The following is a 22,045-nucleotide window of genomic DNA, read 5'->3' on the forward strand; positions in this document are numbered from 1 at the left end:
CATGGAACGCTGGGATATCGATCGATACAGACGGCCGGCGCTGGTGCCGTGCGAGGTGTCGGCGGGCTACGACGGCTTGACGATTGGCGTCGGCGACGATGCCATCGACCTGTCGTTCGAAGGCGTCGCGCGCGACGAGGTGGCCGAGGTCGTCACGCAACTGATGCGGCCTTCGTCCGATATCTGGGTGCGCTTGGGCGAAGGAGCGTGCCCCGGGTGGGTGCGCACGCTGACGGTGCAACTGGATGCGCTGTCGCTGATCGAAGAGACGGATAGCGGCATCGACCGTGTCACGTCGGATGCGCAACGTGCGATGGCGTTGTGCGGTGAAGTCGGGCAGCGGCTCGCCGCTGTTGTCGGGCGTCGGCTTGGGATGTACGAGCATATGTTGAGCGTCGTCCATCAGATGCTCACGAACGACGCACACGATCGCGACACGACGCCTGGCGCGTTCCCGTTTTCGGGCAAGGAGAGCGCGCAGTTCGCTGATAACTTCGCGCTTCAGTCGCTCCATTTCCAGTTGGAGTATGCGCGCCAGAACGCGCCAGAACTTGTGTTCGCGTGGCAACGCGTGCTCGATGAAGTGTTCCGGCATGTGGGCTGGCATCCCTCGACAGCCGTTTCTGACGATATTTCGCAGGAACATTTCCGCAGCGTCGCATCGCTCGATCCCGTCGATCTGGAAATGTATCTGCTGTCGTTCGCGCATTTCGTCGAGATCGCGCCGCTGCGTGTCGGCAGGCGCATGACGTCGGCGGATACTGAACGTTTCAGCGAACCCTGCAGCGGTCTCGCGCTCGCCGCGCGTGCCGAGCGCCTGCTGCTCAGCGCGCTCGATCAATTGGGCAGCAACGCGTATGCATCGGCCGCGCTCGCGAGTCATGAAATCACGCCGCTCGTGAAGGGGCTGTACATCGAGCAGTATCACGTGACCGACCGCTTCGTCGAAATACTTGGACCGCTGCTGTCGCGCCGCCTCAAACGCAATCTGCGCGCGCGGCTCTTTCAGTACTTCCAGGAAGAATACGGTCACGAAGCGTTCGAACTCGCCACCTGTGTCGCGCTCGGCATGAACGAAGCCGAGGTGCGCGTATCGGTGCCGCTGCCGCTTACCGCGCTCTATATCGACGCGTACACGGTGCTGGCGCATCGCCTGCCCACCGCATTCTTCACGTCGATCATGGTCACGGAAGGTTTGCGCGACCAGCACAGCCCCGTTCACGAGCACATTGCCGCGTTGGTCGAAAGCGCGCTACATGCGGGCGACATCGTCGCAAAGCATGGCGAAACGAACGACGAACTGAATCATCCGAGCCTGTCGCGCCTGTTCCTCGCCGACGTCCCGCACGTGAGCGCGGCGGAGCAGCGCTACAGCCTCGAAGCGGCGCTCTTCATGCTCGAAGTGAACATGCGGCAACTGGAGTCGGTCGCGTACTTTTACGGCGATCAGACGCAACTCCAGTTTCATGGGCTTCGTGAAGGCAGGAGGCCGCTTGAAATCTGACGACGGTGCAGACGAAGGAGACGAACGCGGGGTTGAACGCGGGGCCGGTCGCACTGAGCGCTTCGATCCCGTCAATCCCTATTGGGAAAGGTTCCTCGACGAAGCGGGCCTCGACATGACGGGCGCGCGCGGCGACGGCTGCTATATCGAAACAGCCGACGGCCGCGCGTTGCTCGATTGTCTCGCCGGTTTTGGCACGGCGAATCTGGGGCACGCGCATGAGTCGCTGCTCGCGCGTTTTGCCGATGCACTGCAGCGTACGTCGGTGAATGTGTTTCCGTTCGAATGCGCCGAGTCTCAGCTCGCGCTCGCCGACAAGTTGCTCACGCTCAGCGGCCAGCGCTTCCAGAAAGTGTTCTTCGCGACCACGGGCGCGGAGGCCGTCGAAAGCGCCGTGAAATTCGCGATGACGAGCACGGGGCGCACCGACGTCGTCGCATTCCGCGACAGCTTCCATGGCCTGTCGATGTTCTCATCGTTCATGACGGGCAATCCGTTCTGGACCGAGGCGCTGCGCTGGAAGCCGGGCAACGTCCATCACGTCGATGCGCAGAACTTCGCCGCGCTCGAAGACATACTCGCGAGCCGCAAGATCGCTGCCGTCGTGTTCGAGCCGGTGGCGGGGTCGTCGGCGGCGCAGCACTGGACGGCGGACACCGCGTCGCGGCTTGCGGCGCTGTGCCGCTCGACGGGAACGAAGCTGATCGCCGACGAGGTGTATTGCGGCCTCGGCCGTACGGGCACCTGGTTCGGCATCGACGCAATCGGCATGGACGCTAAGGCACCCGAGGCACCCGCGGCGCCCGACATGCTCGTCGTATCGAAAGGACTGACGGGCGGGCTGGTGCCGCTCTCAGCCGTGCTGATGAACGACGGCGATTTCGACGCCGTGTTCGGCGCGCCCGGCAAGGCGAAAGTGCAGGGCTCGACCTTCGGCGGCAACCGGCTCGCGATGCAGTGCGGGCTGATCGTGCTGGACCTCGTCGAACGCGGACGGCTTGTCGAGAACGCGGCCGCGATGGGCGCGCTGATCGGCGAGCGCATCGCAACCCGTTTCGATTCGCGCGTGACCTTGCACGGCAAGGGCCTCGCGCTCAGCCTCAAGCTCGACCCGCGACTCGACCTGAGCATGACCGACGTGTGGCTGGATCTGATCGACGGCGGCGTGCTGGCGATGCCGAATTCCGCAGCGCCGGATTCGCTACGCCTGTCGCCGCCGCTGATTTTCGGCGTGGATGAAGTGGAAGTTCTGATCGACCGACTCGACGAGGCGCTACAGCCATGAACGCGAACAATCAGAAGCAGAAGGAGGGCGCCGGCTACGCTGCGCTGCTCGTGGCGCTGTGCTGGTGGGGCCTGATGCCGCTGTATTACTGGCATCTAAAGGAAGTGAGCGCGCCGGAGATGCTCGCGCATCGCGTGTTCTGGTCGTTCGTGGTGCTGTCGGCCGTGATAGCGCTCAAGCCCGCATTGCGGCAACACATGGGCGACTGGCGCTCGTTCGCGCTCGCGCTGTTGCCGGCGATTTTGCTGTCCGCGAACTGGGTTGTGTATATCCTCGCCTCCGTGACGGGCAACGCGTTACAGGCGAGTCTCGGATATTTCCTGAATCCGCTGCTGTCGGCTGCGCTCGGCATCGTTTTTCTGAACGAGCGGCTTAACGGTCTGAAAGCGGCGGCGCTGGCGCTCGGGCTGGCAGGCACCTTCGTCCAGTGCTACGCGCATGGCGGCGTACCCGTGTTCGCCGTGATGCTGACGGTGACGTTCTCGCTGCTGGGACTCACGCGCAAGGTGTGGCCGACGCGGAACGCGATCGTCAGCACATGGCGCGAAACCGTCGTGATGATGCCGTTCGCGCTCGGCTATTTCGGCTATCTGACGTCGCATCATGCTCTGGCGTTTACGTCGTTCGGCGTCGACGCGTCCGTGCTGATGATGCTGGCGGGGCCGCTGACCGTCGTGCCGCTCGCGCTCTACGCGTACGCGATGCCGCTCGTTTCGATGACGGAATCGGCCGTGATGCAATATGTAACGCCGACCGTGACGTTCATCCTCGCGCTCACGGTCTTCCACGAACGGCTGACGACCGTCGATCTGACAGGCTATGGGCTGATCTGGTGCGGCCTCGCGCTCGCGACCTATGCGTCGATCCGGCGCCGTCCGCTCGTGCTCGCTGTCGCAGCGCCAGGAACGGCGCAGGGAACGCAAAGTGTGCAGGGCGTGCAAGGTGCGAGCGTTGCAGGACAGAACGTGTCCTCTCTTACGTCGCACAAAAAGACGCCAGCTTCCGCTGGCGTGAATAGGTTCTGGCATTCCGAGGGCCGTCCAGAACCTGAGAGACGGTGCGAAAAGTCTGACGCATAAAGGCGTCGAAGACCGAATTTCAGATTTCGGCGCGCCCGATTGAGAATCCGGCGCGCTAAACGCATGTCGCCGAGTGTAACTCCAGTTCGCAAAATGAGCTTGCAAAATATGCGATTTAGTTGGGGTCGGATTGTGTGTTTGCGCACCAAGGCATTTGTAAGCAAAACTCCAAAATTACTCGCTTCGATACCTGTTCGACAAGGCCCGAACCGCCATTTTTGCGCCATCGGAGCGATCCTGAAAAAGAACATATAATCAAAGGTCGCGACCGCGCCGGGCAACGGATTCCCGGCGACGTGGACGGGAGAACAATGAGCCGCGGGCGAAGCAGTTTTGGGAGGGGCGTGGTTGTCGTCATCGGCGTATCGATGGGACTTGCCTTTCTTGCGTCGGATGCGCGCGCGCATGTCCGCCATCTGATCGTTCTGGCGCCGGCTGTGTGGGCTGGCCCGTCCGGGCTGGCTGTCGTTGGTTCCCCTTCAAGCTTGCATCGAAAGACACGTTGTGCGGTATGCAGCGTGTCGGCAAGCCATTGCGCTTTGTTTCGCAGTTTTCATCCGGATCTCACAGGGCTCCCGAGGAGCCAGGCAATTTCATGACAAGCTCTCCCGGCTCATATGACGACGAGCCGTTGGTATCGATAGACATGGCGGGCTCAGCCGCCGACGCTTACCGCATCAGCCCCGCGCCCGGTGGCGCGCGGCCTGCTGCGCGCTCGTCCGCGCGCTTTGTCGCGCCCGGCGAAAGCATCGATATCCACGACCTGACGGTCTCGGGAGGCTTCTTCTACACGGGCGACGCGCAGCGCCTGCACGCGGATTCGATCGAAGCCTGCGTGATCGACGCGCGCTTCGACGTCGCCCGCGACGGCACGGACCCGGCAGCCGGGCTTGGCAGCGTCGCGCTCAGCTATAGCGGGCTCACGCCGGAACAACGCCGCACGTATCTCGAATGGCTCGCCTCCGATCGCAAGAAATCGGACATCAACACCGGCTATCTGTTTTTTTACCTTTACGGGCTGGAGCGGCGCGTGCTCGTCGACGGCGCGGCGGGCAAATTGAGCGGCGACGAGTTCGACGCGATCGCCAGAGAACTGCGCCGTCTGCTCAATCTCGACGCGAACTACGGCTGGCAAAAGCATGTGCGCGCGCTCATCGACGCGTTGGCGCTGGTGGCGTCGCGGCATACGCGGATGTATCTGCAGCCCGCGCCCGACGGGCTCGCGACGGGCTATCAGGTGCCGCTGAACGTGCGGGTCGCGTTCGGCCAGGCGGCGCTCGATCAGCATCCGTTGCCGGCGGACTGGGCGCTCGCATGGGTCAAGCTCGATCCGATGATGGTGCGGCGCACGGCCGTTGCGCGTTGTCCCGAGGAATTCGACCGCGTGTTCATGCGGCAGTATCGCGACCGCTTCGGCGCCGGCATGCTGTTGCCCGCGAACCGCACGAAGCTCGACGCGTCGCCGCAGCCATCGTTCCGCGCGTTGAAGAACGTGCCCGTGCCAGGCTTTCTGGTCGGTCTGCCCGATATCGCGGCTGTGAACGGCACGCGCAACAAGCTGCAACTGTTGATGCACGAGAGCGCCGTCGCGCTCGACGCGTACAGCCGGTATCTCGGCCGCTATCCAGAGGCGCAGGGCACGCTGGAAGCGACGCTGACGCTGCCGCCCGCGTTGTGGCCGCAGGCGACGCACGACGCGATCGACGCACTCGCCGCCGAAGTCGCGCGCGAGACGGCCGTCAGTACGTTCGGCGCGGTGCTCGCGCGCTTCAAGTCGGGCGGCAAGATGACGCGTGACAAGGCCGTCGTATTCACGACCGCGCTCGCGGAAGCCGGCATCGCCGTCGAACCCGATGTGCGGCTGGGCGCGCGCACGCCGAAGCCGACGGACGCCATCGCGCTGTTCGCCGTGGCGCCCAGCGCGAACCCACTGCCCGTCGACGATGCGTACGACGTCGCGACGATCATCGTCGATCTGGCGGCGACGGTCGCGCGCGCGGACGGAGACGCGACGCAGCGCGAGACGGCCGTGATCGAATGGCAGATCGACCAGTGGCCGCACTTGTCCGATGCGCAGCGTGCGCGGCTGAAAGCGCGCAATCTCGCGCAACTCGCACAGCCGACGGCGAGCGCCGGCTTGAAGAAGAAGCTGGAACCGCTCGCGCACGACGTGAAGGCGACGATCGCGTCGTTTCTCGTGCACACCGCGAATGCCGATGGCGTCGTGTCGCGCGAAGAAGTGCGCTTGCTGGAGAAGGTGTACCGGATGCTCGGCATCGATCCGCAGCGCCTGTACACCGACCTGCATCAACATGCGAGCGGCGCGGCCATCACGCCAGCGGGCGTGAAGCCGGCGAAGAAGCACGCGCATTCGCCCAGGCCCGTCGCGGTGAAGCACGAGTTCGTGCTCGACGCGACGCGTATCGCCGCGCTGAAGGAAGAGACGGCGCGTGTCTCGTCGATGCTGGCCGATGTGTTCGTCGACGAAGCGCATGGGACAGTGACAGCCGTGCACATCCCCGAAACGGAACAACCGGCCGCCGTCGAGGAACAGGACATGCTTGCGGCACAGGCAACGGCCGCGACGCATGACAAAGAGCCTGCGCCTGAACCGCAAGCAGAGCCGACGCCGCAAACGCCTGCAGCAGCCGAACCGCTGCTCGGCCTCGACGACGCGCATTCGTCCTTTCTGCGTCTGCTCGTGACGCGCGAGTCGTGGACGCGCGCCGAACTCGCCGATGCCGCGTCGCATCTCGAACTGATGCTGGACGGCGCGATCGAACAGGTAAACGAGGCGTCGCTCGACCGTTGGGACGAGCCGCTCACGGACGGAGACGATCCCGTCGAAATCAATCAGGAAGTCGCACAAAGGTTGGCTGCATGACAACGATCCGCCCCAGGGACCGCGACGCGGTCCTGCAATCCCTGCGCGCCGGCGTGGTGCCGCGCATCGGGCAACATCTGATTCAGGTCGGGCGCGCGCACGAACTCGAAGCGTTGCTGAAGGACATCGAGCGCGTCGCGGACGGCGGCTCGTCGTTTCGCATCGTCGTCGGCGAGTACGGCGCGGGCAAGACGTTCTTCCTGAACCTCGTACGCGCGATCGCGCTCGAAAAAAAGCTCGTCACCGTTCACGCGGACCTGAACCCCGACCGGCGGCTGCATGCGTCGGGCGGCCAGGCGCGCTCGCTGTACGCGGAACTCGTGAAGAACATGGCGACGCGCACGAAGCCCGAAGGCGGCGCGTTGGCCGGCGTGGTCGAGAAGTTCATCGGCCAGGCGAAGACGGAAGCGAAGGCGACGGGCCGCACCAGCGACGAAGTGATCCGCGCGCAGTTGTCGCAATTGACGGAGATGGTGAACGGCTACGATTTCGCCGACGTGATCGCCGCTTACTGCCGCGGCTTCGAAGAAGGCAATGAGAAGCTCAAGAGCGATGCCGTGCGCTGGCTGCGCGGCGAGTTTACGACCCGCACCGACGCGCGCCAGGCGCTCGGCGTGCGGACGATCGTCGACGACGCGAGCATGTACGATCAGTTGAAGCTGCTCGGGCGTTTTGTGCGGCTCGCGGGCTATAGCGGGCTGATGATCTGCCTCGATGAAATGGTGAACCTGTACAAGCTCGCGAACGTGCAGGCGCGCAACGCAAACTACGAGCAGATCCTGCGCATCCTGAACGACTCGCTGCAAGGCACGGCGGAAGGCGTCGGCTTCGTGCTCGGCGGCACGCCGGAGTTTCTGCTCGATACGCGCCGTGGCCTCTACAGCTATGCGGCGCTGCAATCGCGGCTGGCGGAGAACGCGTTCGCGACGAACGGCCTCGTCGACTACAGCGGCCCCGTGATCCGCCTCGCCGCGCTGACGCCGGAAGACTTCTACGTGCTGCTCGACAAGCTGCGCATCGTCTACGCATTCGGCGACGCGAGCAAGGCGCTCGTACCCGAGGAAGCAATTCCCGCGTTCATGGCGCATTGCGCGACGCGGCTTGGCGAAGCGTATTTCCGCACGCCGCGCACGACGATCACCGCGTTCATCAATTTTCTCGCGGTGCTGGAGCAAAACCCGTCGACCGACTGGCGCGAGCTGATCGGCAGCATGGACATCGAGCGCGACACGGGCGGCGCGGCCGACATCGTCAACGACGCCGCTCCCGATAGCGACGATGAGCTGGCAAGCTTCCGGCTCAACTGATTCGCGCAGCTTCGATCTGCTCGACGAGCGGATTCGTCGCTGGATCTGGCGCGAGGGCTGGACCGAGCTGCGCGACGCGCAGGAGCGCGCGGTGCCCGCGCTGATCGATGCTGACCGCGACGTGATCATCGCGGCCGCGACGGCGGCGGGCAAAACAGAAGCGGCATTCCTTCCCATTCTGTCGAACCTGCTGCGCGACGATCCGTGCAGCGGCTCGGTGCTGTACATCAGTCCGCTGAAGGCGCTGATCAACGATCAATGGTCGCGCCTCGACAACTTGTGCGATGCGCTGGAGATTCCCGTCACCGGCTGGCATGGCGATGTATCGTCGGGACGCAAGCACCGCTTCATAAAAAAGCCGACGGGCGTGCTTTTGATCACGCCCGAATCGCTCGAAGCGATGTTCGTCACGCGCGGTGCGTCGCTCGAAGCGACGTTTGCCGCGTTGCGTTACGTGGTCGTCGACGAGTTGCACGCGTTTATCGGTTCCGAGCGCGGCATGCAGTTGCAGTCGCTGATGCGGCGCGTCGATCGCGCGTGCGGGCGCAAGGTGCCGCGCGTCGGTCTGTCGGCGACGCTTGGGGACATGCGCCTTGCGGCAGAGTTTCTGCGCCCACGCGCCGCGCAGGACGTGCAGATCATCGAGTCCGGCAGCGCGGGCCAGGAACTGAAGATTCTGATCAAGGGCTATGTCGAGAAGCCGCCGCGCATCCAGTTCGAGCCGGGCATCGAGAATCCGGGTCTCGAAGACGTCGTGCCCGCGAGCACCGTCGATGTCGCGAATCATATGTACAAGGTGCTGCGCGGCTCGAACAATCTGATCTTTCCGAACAGCCGCCGACAGGTCGAGCTTTACGCCGACCTGTTGCGCCGCGCCTGCGAGCGCGATGGGTATCCGAACGAGTTCTGGCCGCATCACGGCAGCCTGTCGAAGGAACTGCGCGAGCAGACGGAACAGGCGCTGAAGGCGGGCGATCGCCCCGCAAGTGCTGTCTGCACGACGACGCTCGAACTCGGCATCGACATCGGCGCGGTGAAAAGTGTCGTGCAGGTGGGGGCGCCGCCGTCGGTGGCGAGCTTGCGGCAGCGGCTCGGGCGCTCCGGTCGGCGCAAGGGCGAAGCGGCGATTCTTCGCTGCTACTGCATCGAAGCGGAACTGCACAGCGGCTCCGATCTGTCGGACCGGCTGCGCGAGAGTCTCGTGCAATCGGTGGCTATGGTGAACTTGCTGCTGCGCGGCTGGTTTGAGCCGCCGCGCGCGCACGGCATGCATCCGTCGACGCTCGTGCAGCAGATTCTGTCGATCATCGCCGAACGCGGCGGCGCGAATGCAGGCGAGCTGTGGGACACGCTCGTCGCCAAAGGCCCGTTCGGCACGATCGACAAGCCGACGTTCGCCGCGATCCTGCGCAGTCTCGGCGCGAAAGACCTGCTCGTGCAGGAAGCGGGCGGCTTGCTGCTGCATGGCGTGGCGGGCGAGCGGCTCGTCAATCACTACGAGTTCTATGCATCGTTTTCGACGGACGATGAGTTCCGCATCGTCGCGGGGGCGAGGGTGCTCGGGTCGGTGCCCGTCTCTCGCCCACTCGCGCCCGGACAGGGGCTCGTGTTCGGCGGTCAACGCTGGCGCGTGCAGGACGTCGATGCGGGCAAAAAGACCGTGTACGTGACGCCCGATCAGGGCGGTGTGCCTCCCGTGTTCGACGGCGGCGGCTCGCTAGTGCATGACGAGGTGCGGCGCGAAATGTTCAATGTGCTGAAGGATGGCGCGCCCGTCGTGTTTCTCGATACCACGGGCCGAGAGCTACTCGAAGAGGCACGCCGCTATTTCGCGTCGAACGAGCTGGCTACGCGCTCCGTGTTCACGCACGGCGGCAGCGCCGTGCTGGCGACATGGTCCGGCGACTGGATCAACGATGCGCTGGTCGTGTTGCTGCGCGCCGAAGGGCTCGACGCGTGGAATCAGGGGCCGACGATTAGCGTGCGCGTAGCGGGTTCGGTAAAGGACACGCTGCAACGCATCGCCGCGCTGACGCCCGCGCAGACCACGGACGCACTGCGCGCGATTGGCAACATCGACAATGAAAAGTGGGACTGGACCTTGCCCGACGACGTGAAGCGCAACGCGTATGCGTCGCTGCGGCTCGACATGCCGGGCGCACAGGCGTTGGCGCGGCGGCTCGCAACGGCGTGCGAATGACGCCCACACGCGCCGGCGCGGCGTGAATGCGCGCACAATCCAAGTGCAAGCAGCGCAATTAAGCGGTAGCATACATTTCTTTGCGCGCATCGATTGGTTCGCCTGAAACATCATGTTTCAGCGAGCTTTCGACGTTCCAGCGCCGCACACAACTACATCCCCCCATGTCGACTCATCCTCAGACGAAGCGTCATCTCGTCATCGCGGCGGTGATGGCATCGATGGCGATGGTGGCCATCGAAGCCACCATCGTATCGACGGCCATGCCGCAGATCGTCACCCAGCTAGGCGGCCTGCGTCTTTACAGTTGGGTCTTCTCATCGTTCCTGCTGGCGCAAACGGCGATGACCGTCGTGTTCGGCAAGCTCGCCGACCTTTACGGCCGCAAGCCGACCGTGCTGGTGGGCATCGTCATCTTCCTGATCGGCTCGCTCGGCGCGGGCTTTGCGTGGTCGATGCCCGCGATGATCGTGTTCCGGCTGATTCAGGGCATCGGCGCGGGCGCGATCCAGCCAGTTACGTTGACCATCGTCGGCGATCTGTATCCGGCGCGCGAGCGCGGCAAGATCCAGGGCTATCTCGCGAGCGTCTGGGCGATCTCTGCGGTGATCGGTCCGATGGCGGGCGGTCTCCTGATCCGCGATCTGTCGTGGTCGTGGATTTTCTGGATCAACGTGCCGATCGGCATTCTGGCCGCGTTTGGCTTCATCAAGTACCTGCACGAAGAGAAGCGCCATCAACGGCCGTCTATCGACATCATGGGCGCCGTGCTGTTCACCATCGCAATCGGCGCACTGATGATGGCGCTCACGGATGCCGGCTCGGAAAACGACACACGCGCGCTGTTCGAATTCGCGCTGTGCGTGGTTTGCGCCGCGCTGTTCGTGTGGCATGAACGGCGCGTGCCGGAGCCGATGATCTCGTTCAAGCTGTGGAGCCATCGTCCCATTGCGGCGTGCAATGCGGCGACCGTACTGTCGGGCATGGCGCTGATGGGTCTCACCACCTTCCTGCCGATGTACGTGCAGGGCGTGCTGCATCAATCGCCCGTGGTCGCGGGGCTCGCGCTGACGATGGTGATGCTCGGCTGGCCGTCGGGCGCGACCTTTACCGCGAGGTCGTTTCATCGGCTCGGGCTGCGGCGCACGATGATCGGCGGCAGCTTCTTCCTGCCGCTTGGCGCGATTGCGTTTGCGCTGCTGCAACCGGACGGCTCGCCCGTGCTGGCGGGCGTCGGTTCGCTCGTGATGGGGCTGGGCATGGGGATCGTGAGCGTCAGTTCGCTGATCCTGATCCAGGAGATCGTGCAGCCGCTCGAACGCGGCTCCGCGACGGCATCGAATCTGTTCTCGCGCAATCTGGGCAGCACGCTCGGCGCGGCGATTTTCGGCGCGGTGCTGAACTTCGGGTTGAGCCATTACAAGGGCATGGCGATCACGTCCGACCAGTTGCGCTCGCTGCTCGATGCGACGCCCAACGCTGCGCAAGCGGCGATCTCGAGCAACGACATGGTGCGCGCGGCGCTGCATCACTCGCTGCATCTGACGTTCCTGTCGATCTTCGTGATCTGCGTGGGCGCGGTGCTGTCGGTGATGATGGTGCCGCACATCAAGCTCGGCGGACAGCCGCGCGAAACATCGGCGGCTGCGCATCTGACGGAGATGTGATCTACCTCGGGCGCACGGGTGCGGCCGTTGCGGCGACACGCGTGCTCACTGCGCCGAGGCAGGCGGCTTTCTGAAGCCCTGCTCGCCAGGCGCATCGCCGCTCGCTGCGCCTTCATCCACTTCCTTCCCGATCCAGAGACTGAACGCGCGCATCGCGGGCGTCGCCGGTTTCGCCTTTTGCCAGGTGAGCCAGTAGCTGCCCGCATGCACGTCGATATCGAACGGACGCGCGAGACGTCCCATCGACAGATCGCGTTCGAACATCGAAGCGGGTGCGAGCGCCACACCCGCGCCTTGCATTGCCGCTTCCACCATCAGCCGCGACGAATCGAACACGGGGCCACGCACGGGACGCGGCGCGAGGCCCGCCGCCGCGAACCAGTTTGCCCAGTCGTCGGCGCGATACGAGCGCAGCAGCTTTTCATTGATGAGATCGGCGGGCGCCTGAAGCCGTTGCGCAATCTCCGGCGTGCACAGCAACGAAAGCGGCGCATCGAACAGCTTCTGCGCGCGTGAGCCGGGCCATGTGCCGTCGCCGAAGCGGATCGCGAAGTCGAGACCTTCGGCGGCGAGATCGACGAGATTGTTGTTGGTCAGCAGACGCAACTCGATGAACGGATGCGCGTCATGAAACGCCTTCAGGCGCGGCATCAGCCAGCCGACCGCGAACGTCCCGACCGCGCCGACCGTCAGCACCTCATGAAAATGCCCGCCTTCGAACTGCCGCAACACGGCCTCGATGCGGTCGAACGCGTCGCTGAGCACAGGGCGCAGTGCGAGTCCTTCATCGGTGATCGCGAGGCCGCGCGGCAGGCGCTTGAAAAGCGTCGCGCCGAGGCGCTCCTCCAGCATGCGCACCTGCTGGCTGACGGCGGCCTGCGTGACGTTCAGTTCGAGCGCGGCGCGCGTGAAGCTCAGATGCCGGGCCGACGATTCGAAGGCGCGCAGCGCGTTCAGCGGAAGATACGGTCGCATGTTCGAGCCATAAGAAATTCTGGGGCATCGAGCAATTTATCATCGTTTGTCACCCGGCTGCGAAAACGCGATAGTGGCGGCACGTCAAGGAGGAGCAATGGTCACGAGGCGGACATTTACATTTACGTTGATGGGCAGTGGGTTAGCTGGTGTTGCGGCTCATGCGTTCGGCGCAGGGGCGAGCGCGGCGGCATCCGCGCAACGCGGCGCGTCGCACGCGAGCGCTTTGGAAAAGCAGCTCGCGCGGATCGAAGCGCAAACGGGCGGGCGCATGGGCGTCGCGATACTCGATACGGCAAGCGCGAAACCGCAGGGCTGGCGCATGCACGAGCGCTTTCCGATGTGCAGCACGTTCAAGTTCCTGCTCGCGTCGGCGGTGCTGGTGCGCAAGGATCAAGGCAAAGAACAGCTTGGGCGCACGATCGTCTATTCGAAGGAGGCCGTGGTGGCGAATTCGCCCGTCAGCGGTCCGCGCGCAGGCGACGACGGGATGACGGTCGCCGAGTTGTGCGAAGCCGCCATCACGCGCAGCGACAACACGGCTGCGAATCTGCTGCTCGATAGCATCGGCGGGCCGGCGGCGCTGACGGCTTTTGCACGCGGTATCGGCGATCGGATCACGCGGCTCGACCGCAACGAGCCGACGCTCAACGAAGCGACGGAAGCCGATCCGCGCGATACGACCACACCCGCCGCGATGCTCGCCGACATGCGCGCGCTGTTGCTCGGCGGGCATTTGTCCGCCGCGTCGCGCGAGCAGCTCACGGCCTGGCTCGCCGGCAACAAGACGGGCGATGCGCGGCTGCGCGCCGGCTTGCCGAAGGCCTGGCGTATCGGCGACAAGACGGGCACGGGCGAACGGGGCACGTCGAACGATATCGCCGTCATCTGGCCTGAAGGCCGCGCGCCGATTCTGGTCGTGGCGTATCTGACGGGCGCGACTCAAGCTACCTCGACGCAGCGCGACGCTGCGATCGCGCAGGTCGGGGCGCTGGTCGCGAACATTTGAACGAGGGGAAACGAAGCGATGAAGTTCGGTACGGTGAGTGCGCGCGTTGCAGCCATGCTCTGCGCGATGTGGATGACCCCGGGCGCGAGCCATGCGGCCGATGCGCCGCAAGAGAACATCAAACGTGCGGTCGACGCGGCGATTCAACCGCTGATGACGAAAGACAAGATTCCCGGCATGGCCGTTGGCGTGATCGTCGATGGCAGGGCGGTGGTGTTCAACTACGGCGTTGCATCGACGGAAACGGGCAAGCCTGTCACCGACGCAACGCTGTTCGAACTCGGCTCGGTCAGCAAAACCTTCACGGCGACGCTGACATCATGGGCGCAGGTCGACAAGCAATTGTCGTTGACCGACAGCGTAGCGAAGTATCTGCCGACGCTGCGCGGCACGCAGTTCGGCAACGTGAGCCTGTTGAATCTCGGCACGCATACGCCGGGCGGTCTGCCATTGCAGGTGCCCGACGACATTCAGAACGACGATCAGATGATCCGCTGGTTCAAGGCCTGGCGTCCCGCCCATGCGCCTGGTATGGTCCGGACATATGCGAACCCAGGCATCGGCGCGCTTGGCATGATCACGGCGAAGAGCATGGGGCAGGATTTCACCGCCCTGATCGAACGACGGCTTTTTCCTGCGCTCGGCCTGAAGAACAGTTTCATCGACGTTCCCGTCGACAGAGCGCCCGACTACGCGCAAGGCTATACGAAGACAGGCCAACCGATCCGCATGGCGGGCGGCGAGTTCGCGCCGCAAGCGTACGGCGTCAAATCGACGGCCACCGACATGCTGCGCTTCGTCGAAGCCAACATGAAACAGGTTGAGCTCGACGCGCAACTGCAACGCGCGATCACCGACACGCATACCGGCTACTTCCAGGCAGGCCCGATGACGCAGGATCTGATCTGGGAGCAATACCCGTATCCCGTGGCATTGAACTCGCTGATGGAAGGCAACGCGCCCGCGATGGCGCTCGATGCCACGCCCGTCACGAAGATCGAGCCGCCGGAAGCGCCGAAGGACAACGTGTGGATCAACAAGACGGGTTCGACGAACGGTTTCGGCTCGTACGTGGCGTTCGTGCCGCAGAAGCACATGGGCATCGTGATTCTCGGCAACCGGAATTTCCCGATCCTCGACCGGGTGGCCGCCGCGCACAGGATATTGACGTCGCTGGAGCAGCGATGAACCGTTTACGTTTCATCGCAGCGGCGCTTGTCACGTGCGGTTGTGCTTGTGCGCAGTCTGCACGTGCCGCCGATAAAGCGCCCGAAGCAAAGGAGACGATCGTCCTGCAACGAGCGCCCGTCTTGCAAACCGATCGCGAGTTGGGCATGGGAATCGCCGAATTTCCGCCCAATGCATCCAAGCCGCGCCACAAGGCGACGGGGCCGGAACTCTGCTACGTGCTCGAAGGCGAGGTCACCGTGCAGATCGACGGCAAGGCGGCGCATGTGTATCGCGCGGGAGAGTCGTTCGCGCTGGCGGCCAATCTCGTGCATGTCACGAAGGCCGGCCCGTCCGGCGCGAAGGTGCTCGCAAGCTGGGTCCATACGCCGGGCAAGCCATTCAACGTCCCGGCACCGGATTGACCGATCGATACGATGGGCGTAGCGGTTATCGCGTGCACACCGTATCGATTGCTTCGAGCATCTTGCCGAAGAACGCATCCGCGAACTTCGAATCGAGCCAGCGCACGATCAACGCGATCCGCCGCTCCGGCTCGATCCACATGAACGAGCTGCCCGCACCGACGCCGAAGTAGCTCGTTTCCGGCACGCCCGGAAACACGCGGCGACCCGTGTTGAGCCACACCAGATAGCCGTAGTACGGCGCGAGCGCGCAGGGCGTTTGCATCCGCGAAATCCATTCCGTCGACAGCACGCGGCGTCCGTTGGCGACGCCGCCGTCGAGCAGCATCTGCGCGACTTTCAGCTGATCGCTCGCGCTCACCGACATGCCGCCGCCCCAGTGCGAACCACCCGGCACCGACTGCACGCGCGTGCCGTTGATGTCGATCCACGCGTCGTCATAGCCGACCCATTGCCAGTTCCCGCTCGCACCGACGGGCCGCATGATGGTCTCGCGAAACACCTCGGGCAAGGGCTTGCCGAACAGATGCAGCAGCGCGAGCGACAACTGGTTGATACGCACGTCGTTGTATTCCCAGTACGTGCCGGGCTGCTGCAACGGGCGCAGATCGCCCTTCTTGCCATTGGGCGGATCGCCGAAGGTCACGGCGCGATAGTGATCGGCCTGATCGGTCAGGCTGAAGCACTTGCCTTGCCATTCGCTCGTCTGTTGCAACAGCTGCGTCCAGGTGATGGACGCGTTGTGCGAGTCGTCGAAGCCGATACCGGGCACACGCACGAGTACCGCCTCGTCGGGATCGGGCAGCAGGCCGCGATCGTGCGCGACGCCCGCCAGCAGCGCGAGATAGGTCTTCGCGATGCTGAACGTCAGGTCGGCGCGATCCGGCTCGCCCCATGTCGCGAGCAGCCGGCCATCGACGGCCACGGCACCCGACACCGGCCCGCGGTCATGAATCGGCCCGAGCAGCCGGTTCCACGGCGGCGGATCGTTCACATGCACGCCGAACTTGCCGTCGGCGTTGCGATCCCACTGCGATTCGTGGTCGATCGAAAACTGGATAGCCTCGCGGAGTTCCTGCGGCAAATCGTGTTGCATAGGTGCCTGTTCCTTGCTTGTGAATTCGATTCAATGTGATTCGATTCAATGTGCGTTCAGCCGCGCCCGCGCCCAGACCAGGGTCAGCAGGCTCAATACGGCGGCCATCATCAGATAGAGGCCCGGCGCGAGGTTGTTGCCCGTCGCCGCGATCAGCGATGCCACCGCGAGCGGCGTGAAGCCGCCGAAAATCGTCGTGCCGATGTTGTAGCCGAACGCCATGCCCGTGGTGCGCGTGCGGGGCGGAAACAGCTCGGCCATCAGCGCGGGGATTGGCGCGAAGTAGGTGGCCTTCAGCAGCGCGACCCAAGTAACGGCGGCGAGCAGCGTCGGCAGGGACGGGTGGGCGTTCATGAACATGAACGCCGGATAAACCGTCAGGAAAAACAGCGCGCCTGCGCCGAGCATGATGCGCGTGCGGCCCACCTTGTCCGACCAGTGTCCGACGATGGGCGTGAGCACCGTGACGATCAGCCCCGCGATCAGCGTCGCGATGAAGCCGGACGAAGGCGCCAGACCGAGTTGCCGCGCTGCGTAGGTCGGCATGTAGAGAATCATGTAGTTGGCCGTCGTGGTCAGCACCAGTACGCCGATCGACGCCAGCACGCGCGACTTCTGCGTCGCGAGCATTTCGCGCACGGGAGAATGGGCTTTTTCGATGCGCTCGAATTCGGGCGTCTCGTCGATGCGCCGGCGGATGTACAGCCCGACAGGCCCGATCAGCATGCCGAACAGGAACGGAATGCGCCAGCCCCAGCCTTCCAGTTGCGGCTGCGTCAACATGCCCGTCAGCACCGCGCCGAACGCCGACGCGAGCAGCGTGCTGGCGCCCTGGCTGGAGAACTGCCAGCTCGACATGAAGCCGCTGCGCTCTGGCGCGTGTTCGATCAGGAACGCCGTTGAGCTGCCGAACTCGCCGCCCGCCGAAAAGCCTTGCAACAGCCGCGACACGAAAATGCCGATGGGCGCGAGTAGTCCGATCGTCGCGTAGGTGGGCATCAGCGCGACCATCCCGGTGCCGACGGTCATCATCGCAATGGACAGCGTCAGCGATGCCTTGCGGCCCTTGCGGTCGCTGTACGAGCCGAGCACGAGCGCGCCGACGGGCCGCGCGAGGTACGACAGCGCGAAGGTGCCGAGCGTCAGCAGCAGGGAGATCGTCGCGTTGTGCGCCGGAAAGAACAGCTTCGACAGCGTGGTCGCGAAGTAGCCGTAGGCGATCAGGTCGTAGAACTCGAGCGCATTGCCGATCGATGTCGCGATGATCAGGCGCGAGACGCTCTTGCCCGAAATCGGCTGCGTAACCGCTTCATGCGACGAATGACCCGGATGATGCGCGGTGACGGAATCCATGTTCATTGCGACTTCCTTATGCAAGGGTTGTCGAAGCATGCGGTGCGGGATTGGTTGCGGTGGTGTCCTGCGCGCCGAGATCCCAGAAGAGTCCAGCCATGATGCGGAGTCCGTCGCGCACGACGGGACCAAGCAGATGCTCGTTCGGCGCGTGCTGCGAGCAGCCGGGATACGAGTGCGGCACCCATAGCGTCGGCATGCCGAGCACGTCGGCAAAGACGTCGTTGGGTAGCGTGCCGCCCAGGTTCGGCAGCAGCACGGGTTCGTCGCCCGTTGTCTGACGCAGCGAGCGCAGCGCCCACTGGACCCATGCGTTGTCGGGATCGACGCGCGTCGCGGGCGCGCCGCGCTCAACCTCCAGGTCGACCATGGCGAAGCCGTGTCGGTCCAGATGCTCGCGGACGACGGGTTCCAGCTTCTGCCAGTCCGTGCCGACCACGAAGCGGATCTGCATGAACGCGACGGCCGACGGCGGAATCGCGTTGACGGGCTTCTCCGGGTTCCCCGTGCGAAACGCGAGCACTTCGAGATTGTTCCAGCCGAACACGCGCTCGGTCGGCGTGAGGCCGGGCTCGCCGTAGTCGGTATCGACGGTGGGTTCGCCGGGATTGCCGCCCACGGCGATGCCGGCGAGCGCGCGCCGCACCGAGTCGGGAATGGGCGGCGGGCGCAGCCCTTCGACGAGTATCTTGCCGTTCGCATCGACCATCGACGCAATCGCATTCGCGAGCACCACGCCTGGATTGCGCAGCAGGCCGCCCCAGTTACCCGAATGATGGCCGCCATCGCGCAGCGTCAGTTCGAGCTTGAAATTGACGAGGCCGCGCGAGCCGAGAAAGAGCGTCGGACGATGCGCGGACAGGCGTGGGCCGTCGGAGGCGATCAGCACGTCGGCGGCGAGTTCGTCGCGCAGTTGCGTGCACAGTACGTGCAGACCGGGCGAGCCGACTTCTTCACCCGTTTCGAACAGCAGCTTCAGGTTGAAGCCGAGCTTGCCGCCGCGCGCGTCGAGCACGGCCTTCAACGCGGCGAGATTGATGCTGTGCTGGCCTTTGTTGTCGGCGGTGCCGCGGCCGTACCAGCGCTCGCCGTCGACGGTCACGTCCCACGGCGTGAGGCCGTCGCGCCATTGCGCGTCGTAGCCGCGTACGACGTCGCCGTGGCCGTAGCTGAGCACCGTCGGTAGCGCGTCGTCTTCGTGGCGATGCGCGATCAGGAACGGGCCCGCGCCCTTCGCCGGGTTGTCGACGACGCGGCAGGTGAAGTCCCATTGCGTGAGCAGCGGCGTCAGTTCGTCGTCGAGATAGCCGCGCAGGCGCGCGCCGCTGTCGGTTTCCTGGCTCTCCGTGCGATACGCGACGCGGCGCCGCAGGTCGTCGAGGAATCGGCCGGAATCGTACTGGCTGGCCGCGTTTTGAATGGCGATGTCACGAGTCAACTGAGCACCTATTCCTCGCGCGCGGTGGTATGCGCGCATTCGTGGGGTAGTAGTCGAATCGATCGTGCGGTCGCCGATATTTCTGCACAATTACAATATTTGCCACGAATCGTTGCCGAAACGGCAAAGCGGACATGGACAACACTGCACTGCGTTACTTTCTGGAAGTGGCCCGCAGTGGGTCGCTGAGCAAGGCTTCGGAGCGGCTCTTCGTCGCTGTGTCGGCGTTGAGCCGGCAGATCGGCAAGCTCGAAGAGGAACTGGGCACCCCGTTATTCGAGCGGCGGCCGCGCGGCATGGTGCTGAGCGATGCGGGACGGCTGCTGGCCGACTATGCGCGGCGCAGCCTGCTCGAAACCGAGCGTGTGGTCGGCGAGATTCGCGGGCTGGCCGAGGAGGGCCGCGCGACGATACGCGTCGCCAGTTCCGAAGGCGTCGCGCCGCATTTTCTGCCGCAGGTGTTTGCGCATTTTCTGAAGACATATCCGTCGACGCATTTTCAGCTCGACGTCTCCGCGCCTTCCGTGGCGACGCAGCGAGTGAGGGAGGGGACGACCGATATCGCCGTGTGTTTCAGCCTCGCGCCGGAGAAGGAGATCAACGTCCACTATTCGCAGCGCGCGCCGATTTTCGCGCTGGTGCGGCGCGGTCATCCGCTTGCCGCGCGCGAGTCGGTGTCGTTGAAGGATCTCATGCCGTGGCCGCTTGCCATGGACAACCAGGGCGTGACGATCCGGCAACTGTTCGATATTTCATGCAGCCTCGAAGGGCTGATCTTCGAGCCGGTGTTCGTCAGCAACTATCACGCGGCACTGCAGAGCTTCGTGCGGCACACGGATGCCGTGACGCTGACGGGCTATCTGACGGTGCGCAGCCGGCTCGACGTCGATGGGCTTGCCGCTGTGCCGATTACGAATGCGGAATTGCATCAGCGGACGCTGCAGGTTCAGACGATGGCGGGCCGTACGCTGCCGCATACGATGCAGGCGTTTCTCGAGCTGTTGATGCGGGCGATCGAGGCGCCGGAGGTGGTGGATTGAGCCATCGCGTCAGCTCAACACACCCCACAACACCAGCGTCCCCACCAGCCCAACCACCGACACGATAGTCTGCAAAATCGACCACACGAACACCGTCTGCTTCAGTTGCAGCCCGAAGTATTCGCGGACCATCCAGAAGCCCGCGTCGTTGACGTGGCAGAAGAACACCGAACCCGCACCAATGGCGAGCGCCATCAACGAATTGTGCGTCGCCGACAGCCCCACCACGACGGGCGCCACGATGCCCGCCGTCGTCGTAGTGGCGACCGTGGCCGAGCCCGTCGCCTGACGCAGCGCGACGGCAATCAGCCACGCGAGCAACAGCAGCGGCATGTGCGCGCCGACGGCGATCTTGCCGATCGTCGTGCTGATGCCCGCGGCGACGAGCGTCTGCTTCAGGCCGCCGCCCGCGCCGATGGTCAGCAACAGCGCCGCGATGGGCGGCAGGCTCTTGCGCAAGATGCCGCCAACACGATCGCGCGACATCCCGCGTGACCAGCCGAGCGCAACGATCGCGAAAATCACCGTCAACCCAAGCGCGATGATCGGCTCGCCGAGAAAGTCGAGCGTGTCGAACAGCAGCGTGTCTTTTGCAAGCGCGAGTTTCGCCACCGTGCGCCCGAGCATCAGCACGACAGGCATCAGAATCGTCACCAGCGATATGGCAAAGCCGGGCAGTTCGGTTTGCGTCGACCCTGCGCGAAACAGCTTGCCCATTTCTTCCGGTTCGGCGATCTGCATGCGCTTCGACAGCGCGATGCCATAGAGCGGACCCGCGAGGATCACCGCGGGAATCGCGACGATCAGCCCAAGGCCGAGCGTGATGCCGAGATCGGCATGCAGCGCGCTCACGGCGATCAGCGGACCCGGATGCGGCGGCAATAGCGCATGCAGTGTGGTCATGCCGGCGAGCGCGGGAATCGCGATACGCAGGATCGGCTGCTGCGAGCGGCGTGCCATCACGAAGATGATGGGCACCATCATCACGAGACCGACTTCGAAGAACAGCGGCAAGCCGATGATGATCGCGACGAGCGCCATCAACCAGGGCAGGCGACGCGGCGTCGAGTGTTCGAGGATCGTCGACACGAGCCGGTCGGCCGCGCCCGAATCGGCCATCAGCGCGCCCAGCATCGCACCGAGTGCAATGATGATGCCGACGTCGCCGAGCAGCGCGCCTGCGCCTTTGCTGAAAGAGCTCGCGACGACTTCGAGCGGCAGTTGCGCGGCGAAGCCCGCGGCGAACGTGCCGATCAGGATAGACAGGAACGGCGCTAGCTTGAGCGCGCTGATGAAGACGATGATGAGCGCAAGGCCGAGCGCGCACGAGAGAATGAGGCGTGTGTCGTGGGCGGACCACGGAGTCAGGGCAGCGGTGGGATGCACGGGATGTCTCTTTCTGGTCGAGCGTAGGTGATGTTGTTAGCGGAATCGAAGGTGCGTGCTGGAAGCACGGCGGCTGGCGCAGAGCGACCGATGGTAACAGCGGCTGCTTTCAGATGCCTGCTGGCGGGCAAAGGCGTTAAGTATCGATGAGCGCAATGTCTTGATGCCAGGAAAAAATCAATACGTGGATTTATCAATTATTTATTGACCGATTTAAACTGGATTGAAAT

Annotated in this window: 16 protein-coding genes; 11 read left to right on the forward strand and 5 right to left on the reverse strand. The window is 64.4% G+C overall.

Annotated elements, in window-relative coordinates; genetic code table 11:
• Window position 1: 1 nt before the first annotated feature.
• From C2L64_RS07605 to C2L64_RS07635, 7 genes are all read left to right on the forward strand, one after another.
• Window positions 2–1,504: a heme oxygenase-like domain-containing protein gene (locus C2L64_RS07605; protein ID WP_090837864.1), complete on the forward strand. Its 1,503-nt coding sequence runs from the start codon at window positions 2–4 to the stop codon at window positions 1,502–1,504.
• Window positions 1,494–2,789, forward strand: coding sequence for an aspartate aminotransferase family protein (locus C2L64_RS07610; protein WP_244144667.1), 1,296 nt, complete (start codon window positions 1,494–1,496; stop codon window positions 2,787–2,789). The genes C2L64_RS07605 and C2L64_RS07610 overlap by 11 nt, the downstream gene beginning before the upstream one ends.
• Window positions 2,786–3,868: an EamA family transporter RarD gene (rarD, locus tag C2L64_RS07615; protein WP_090837860.1), complete on the forward strand. Its 1,083-nt coding sequence runs from the start codon at window positions 2,786–2,788 to the stop codon at window positions 3,866–3,868. Before C2L64_RS07610 ends, rarD begins: the two co-directional genes overlap by 4 nt.
• Before the next feature lie 595 nt (window positions 3,869–4,463).
• Entirely contained in the window at window positions 4,464–6,752 is a 2,289-nt protein-coding gene (locus C2L64_RS07620) for a tellurite resistance TerB family protein (protein ID WP_090837858.1), read from the forward strand.
• Window positions 6,749–8,059: an ATP-binding protein gene (locus C2L64_RS07625; protein ID WP_007742637.1), complete on the forward strand. Its 1,311-nt coding sequence runs from the start codon at window positions 6,749–6,751 to the stop codon at window positions 8,057–8,059. Before C2L64_RS07620 ends, C2L64_RS07625 begins: the two co-directional genes overlap by 4 nt.
• Entirely contained in the window at window positions 8,031–10,259 is a 2,229-nt protein-coding gene (locus C2L64_RS07630) for a DEAD/DEAH box helicase (RefSeq protein WP_090837856.1), read from the forward strand. The genes C2L64_RS07625 and C2L64_RS07630 overlap by 29 nt, the downstream gene beginning before the upstream one ends.
• A 164-nt stretch (window positions 10,260–10,423) precedes the next feature.
• Complete coding sequence (locus C2L64_RS07635; RefSeq protein ID WP_007583710.1) at window positions 10,424–11,926, forward strand: MDR family MFS transporter; 1,503 nt, start codon at window positions 10,424–10,426, stop codon at window positions 11,924–11,926.
• A gap of 45 nt (window positions 11,927–11,971) precedes the next feature.
• Here the strand turns inward: C2L64_RS07635 and C2L64_RS07640 are convergent, their stop codons facing one another.
• Window positions 11,972–12,901 carry a LysR family transcriptional regulator gene (locus tag C2L64_RS07640; protein WP_079485337.1) on the reverse strand — a complete coding sequence of 310 codons (930 nt, stop codon included), beginning with the start codon at window positions 12,899–12,901 and terminating at the stop codon, window positions 11,972–11,974.
• A gap of 130 nt (window positions 12,902–13,031) precedes the next feature.
• Here C2L64_RS07640 and bla point away from each other — a divergent pair, with 130 nt between their 5' ends.
• From bla to C2L64_RS07655, 3 genes are read left to right on the forward strand one after another with little or no spacing between them, the layout of a single operon-like run.
• Complete coding sequence (gene bla, locus C2L64_RS07645; RefSeq protein ID WP_407671762.1) at window positions 13,032–13,910, forward strand: class A beta-lactamase; 879 nt, start codon at window positions 13,032–13,034, stop codon at window positions 13,908–13,910.
• A gap of 18 nt (window positions 13,911–13,928) precedes the next feature.
• Window positions 13,929–15,098 (forward strand): class C beta-lactamase, encoded by a 1,170-nt coding sequence (gene ampC / locus C2L64_RS07650; RefSeq protein ID WP_090837848.1) that lies wholly within the window; start codon window positions 13,929–13,931, stop codon window positions 15,096–15,098.
• A complete protein-coding gene (locus C2L64_RS07655; RefSeq protein ID WP_079499673.1) occupies window positions 15,095–15,502 on the forward strand; it encodes a cupin domain-containing protein in 408 nt (135 codons plus the stop codon). The genes ampC and C2L64_RS07655 overlap by 4 nt, the downstream gene beginning before the upstream one ends.
• Before the next feature lie 25 nt (window positions 15,503–15,527).
• On the opposite strand, the gene C2L64_RS07660 is transcribed toward C2L64_RS07655, so the two are convergent.
• The 3 genes from C2L64_RS07660 to C2L64_RS07670 are packed head-to-tail and all read right to left on the reverse strand — an operon-like array spanning window position 15,528 to window position 19,389.
• Complete coding sequence (locus C2L64_RS07660) at window positions 15,528–16,598, reverse strand: serine hydrolase domain-containing protein (RefSeq protein WP_086915734.1); 1,071 nt, start codon at window positions 16,596–16,598, stop codon at window positions 15,528–15,530.
• 45 nt (window positions 16,599–16,643) lie between these two features.
• Entirely contained in the window at window positions 16,644–17,957 is a 1,314-nt protein-coding gene (locus tag C2L64_RS07665) for an MFS transporter (protein ID WP_103153680.1), read from the reverse strand.
• A gap of 10 nt (window positions 17,958–17,967) precedes the next feature.
• Window positions 17,968–19,389: a M20 family metallopeptidase gene (locus C2L64_RS07670; RefSeq protein WP_090837897.1), complete on the reverse strand. Its 1,422-nt coding sequence runs from the start codon at window positions 19,387–19,389 to the stop codon at window positions 17,968–17,970.
• Window positions 19,390–19,523: 134 nt separating this feature from the next.
• Here C2L64_RS07670 and C2L64_RS07675 point away from each other — a divergent pair, with 134 nt between their 5' ends.
• Window positions 19,524–20,429, forward strand: a complete 906-nt coding sequence (locus C2L64_RS07675; RefSeq protein ID WP_079485358.1) for a LysR family transcriptional regulator — start codon at window positions 19,524–19,526, stop codon at window positions 20,427–20,429.
• A gap of 9 nt (window positions 20,430–20,438) precedes the next feature.
• Here the strand turns inward: C2L64_RS07675 and C2L64_RS07680 are convergent, their stop codons facing one another.
• The gene (locus tag C2L64_RS07680) at window positions 20,439–21,815 is read right to left on the reverse strand and encodes a GntT/GntP/DsdX family permease (protein ID WP_007583719.1); all 1,377 of its coding nucleotides are present in this window, start codon (window positions 21,813–21,815) and stop codon (window positions 20,439–20,441) included.
• Window positions 21,816–22,045 lie beyond the last annotated feature (230 nt).

The sequence above is a fragment of the Paraburkholderia hospita genome (assembly GCF_002902965.1).
Lineage (GTDB): Bacteria > Pseudomonadota > Gammaproteobacteria > Burkholderiales > Burkholderiaceae > Paraburkholderia > Paraburkholderia hospita.

Excerpts from the sequence above, each read along its gene's own strand:
- C2L64_RS07605 (WP_090837864.1), top strand. The coding sequence starts at position 2 with ATGGAACGCTGGGATATCGATCGATACAGACGGCCGGCGCTGGTGCCG.
- C2L64_RS07655 (WP_079499673.1), top strand. The coding sequence starts at position 15,095 with ATGAACCGTTTACGTTTCATCGCAGCGGCGCTTGTCACGTGCGGTTGT.
- ampC (WP_090837848.1), top strand. The coding sequence starts at position 13,929 with ATGAAGTTCGGTACGGTGAGTGCGCGCGTTGCAGCCATGCTCTGCGCG.
- C2L64_RS07660 (WP_086915734.1), bottom strand. The coding sequence starts at position 16,598 with ATGCAACACGATTTGCCGCAGGAACTCCGCGAGGCTATCCAGTTTTCG.
- C2L64_RS07630 (WP_090837856.1), top strand. The coding sequence starts at position 8,031 with ATGAGCTGGCAAGCTTCCGGCTCAACTGATTCGCGCAGCTTCGATCTG.
- rarD (WP_090837860.1), top strand. The coding sequence starts at position 2,786 with ATGAACGCGAACAATCAGAAGCAGAAGGAGGGCGCCGGCTACGCTGCG.
- C2L64_RS07675 (WP_079485358.1), top strand. The coding sequence starts at position 19,524 with ATGGACAACACTGCACTGCGTTACTTTCTGGAAGTGGCCCGCAGTGGG.
- C2L64_RS07625 (WP_007742637.1), top strand. The coding sequence starts at position 6,749 with ATGACAACGATCCGCCCCAGGGACCGCGACGCGGTCCTGCAATCCCTG.
- C2L64_RS07620 (WP_090837858.1), top strand. The coding sequence starts at position 4,464 with ATGACAAGCTCTCCCGGCTCATATGACGACGAGCCGTTGGTATCGATA.
- bla (WP_407671762.1), top strand. The coding sequence starts at position 13,032 with ATGGGCAGTGGGTTAGCTGGTGTTGCGGCTCATGCGTTCGGCGCAGGG.
- C2L64_RS07640 (WP_079485337.1), bottom strand. The coding sequence starts at position 12,901 with ATGCGACCGTATCTTCCGCTGAACGCGCTGCGCGCCTTCGAATCGTCG.
- C2L64_RS07635 (WP_007583710.1), top strand. The coding sequence starts at position 10,424 with ATGTCGACTCATCCTCAGACGAAGCGTCATCTCGTCATCGCGGCGGTG.
- C2L64_RS07665 (WP_103153680.1), bottom strand. The coding sequence starts at position 17,957 with ATGAACATGGATTCCGTCACCGCGCATCATCCGGGTCATTCGTCGCAT.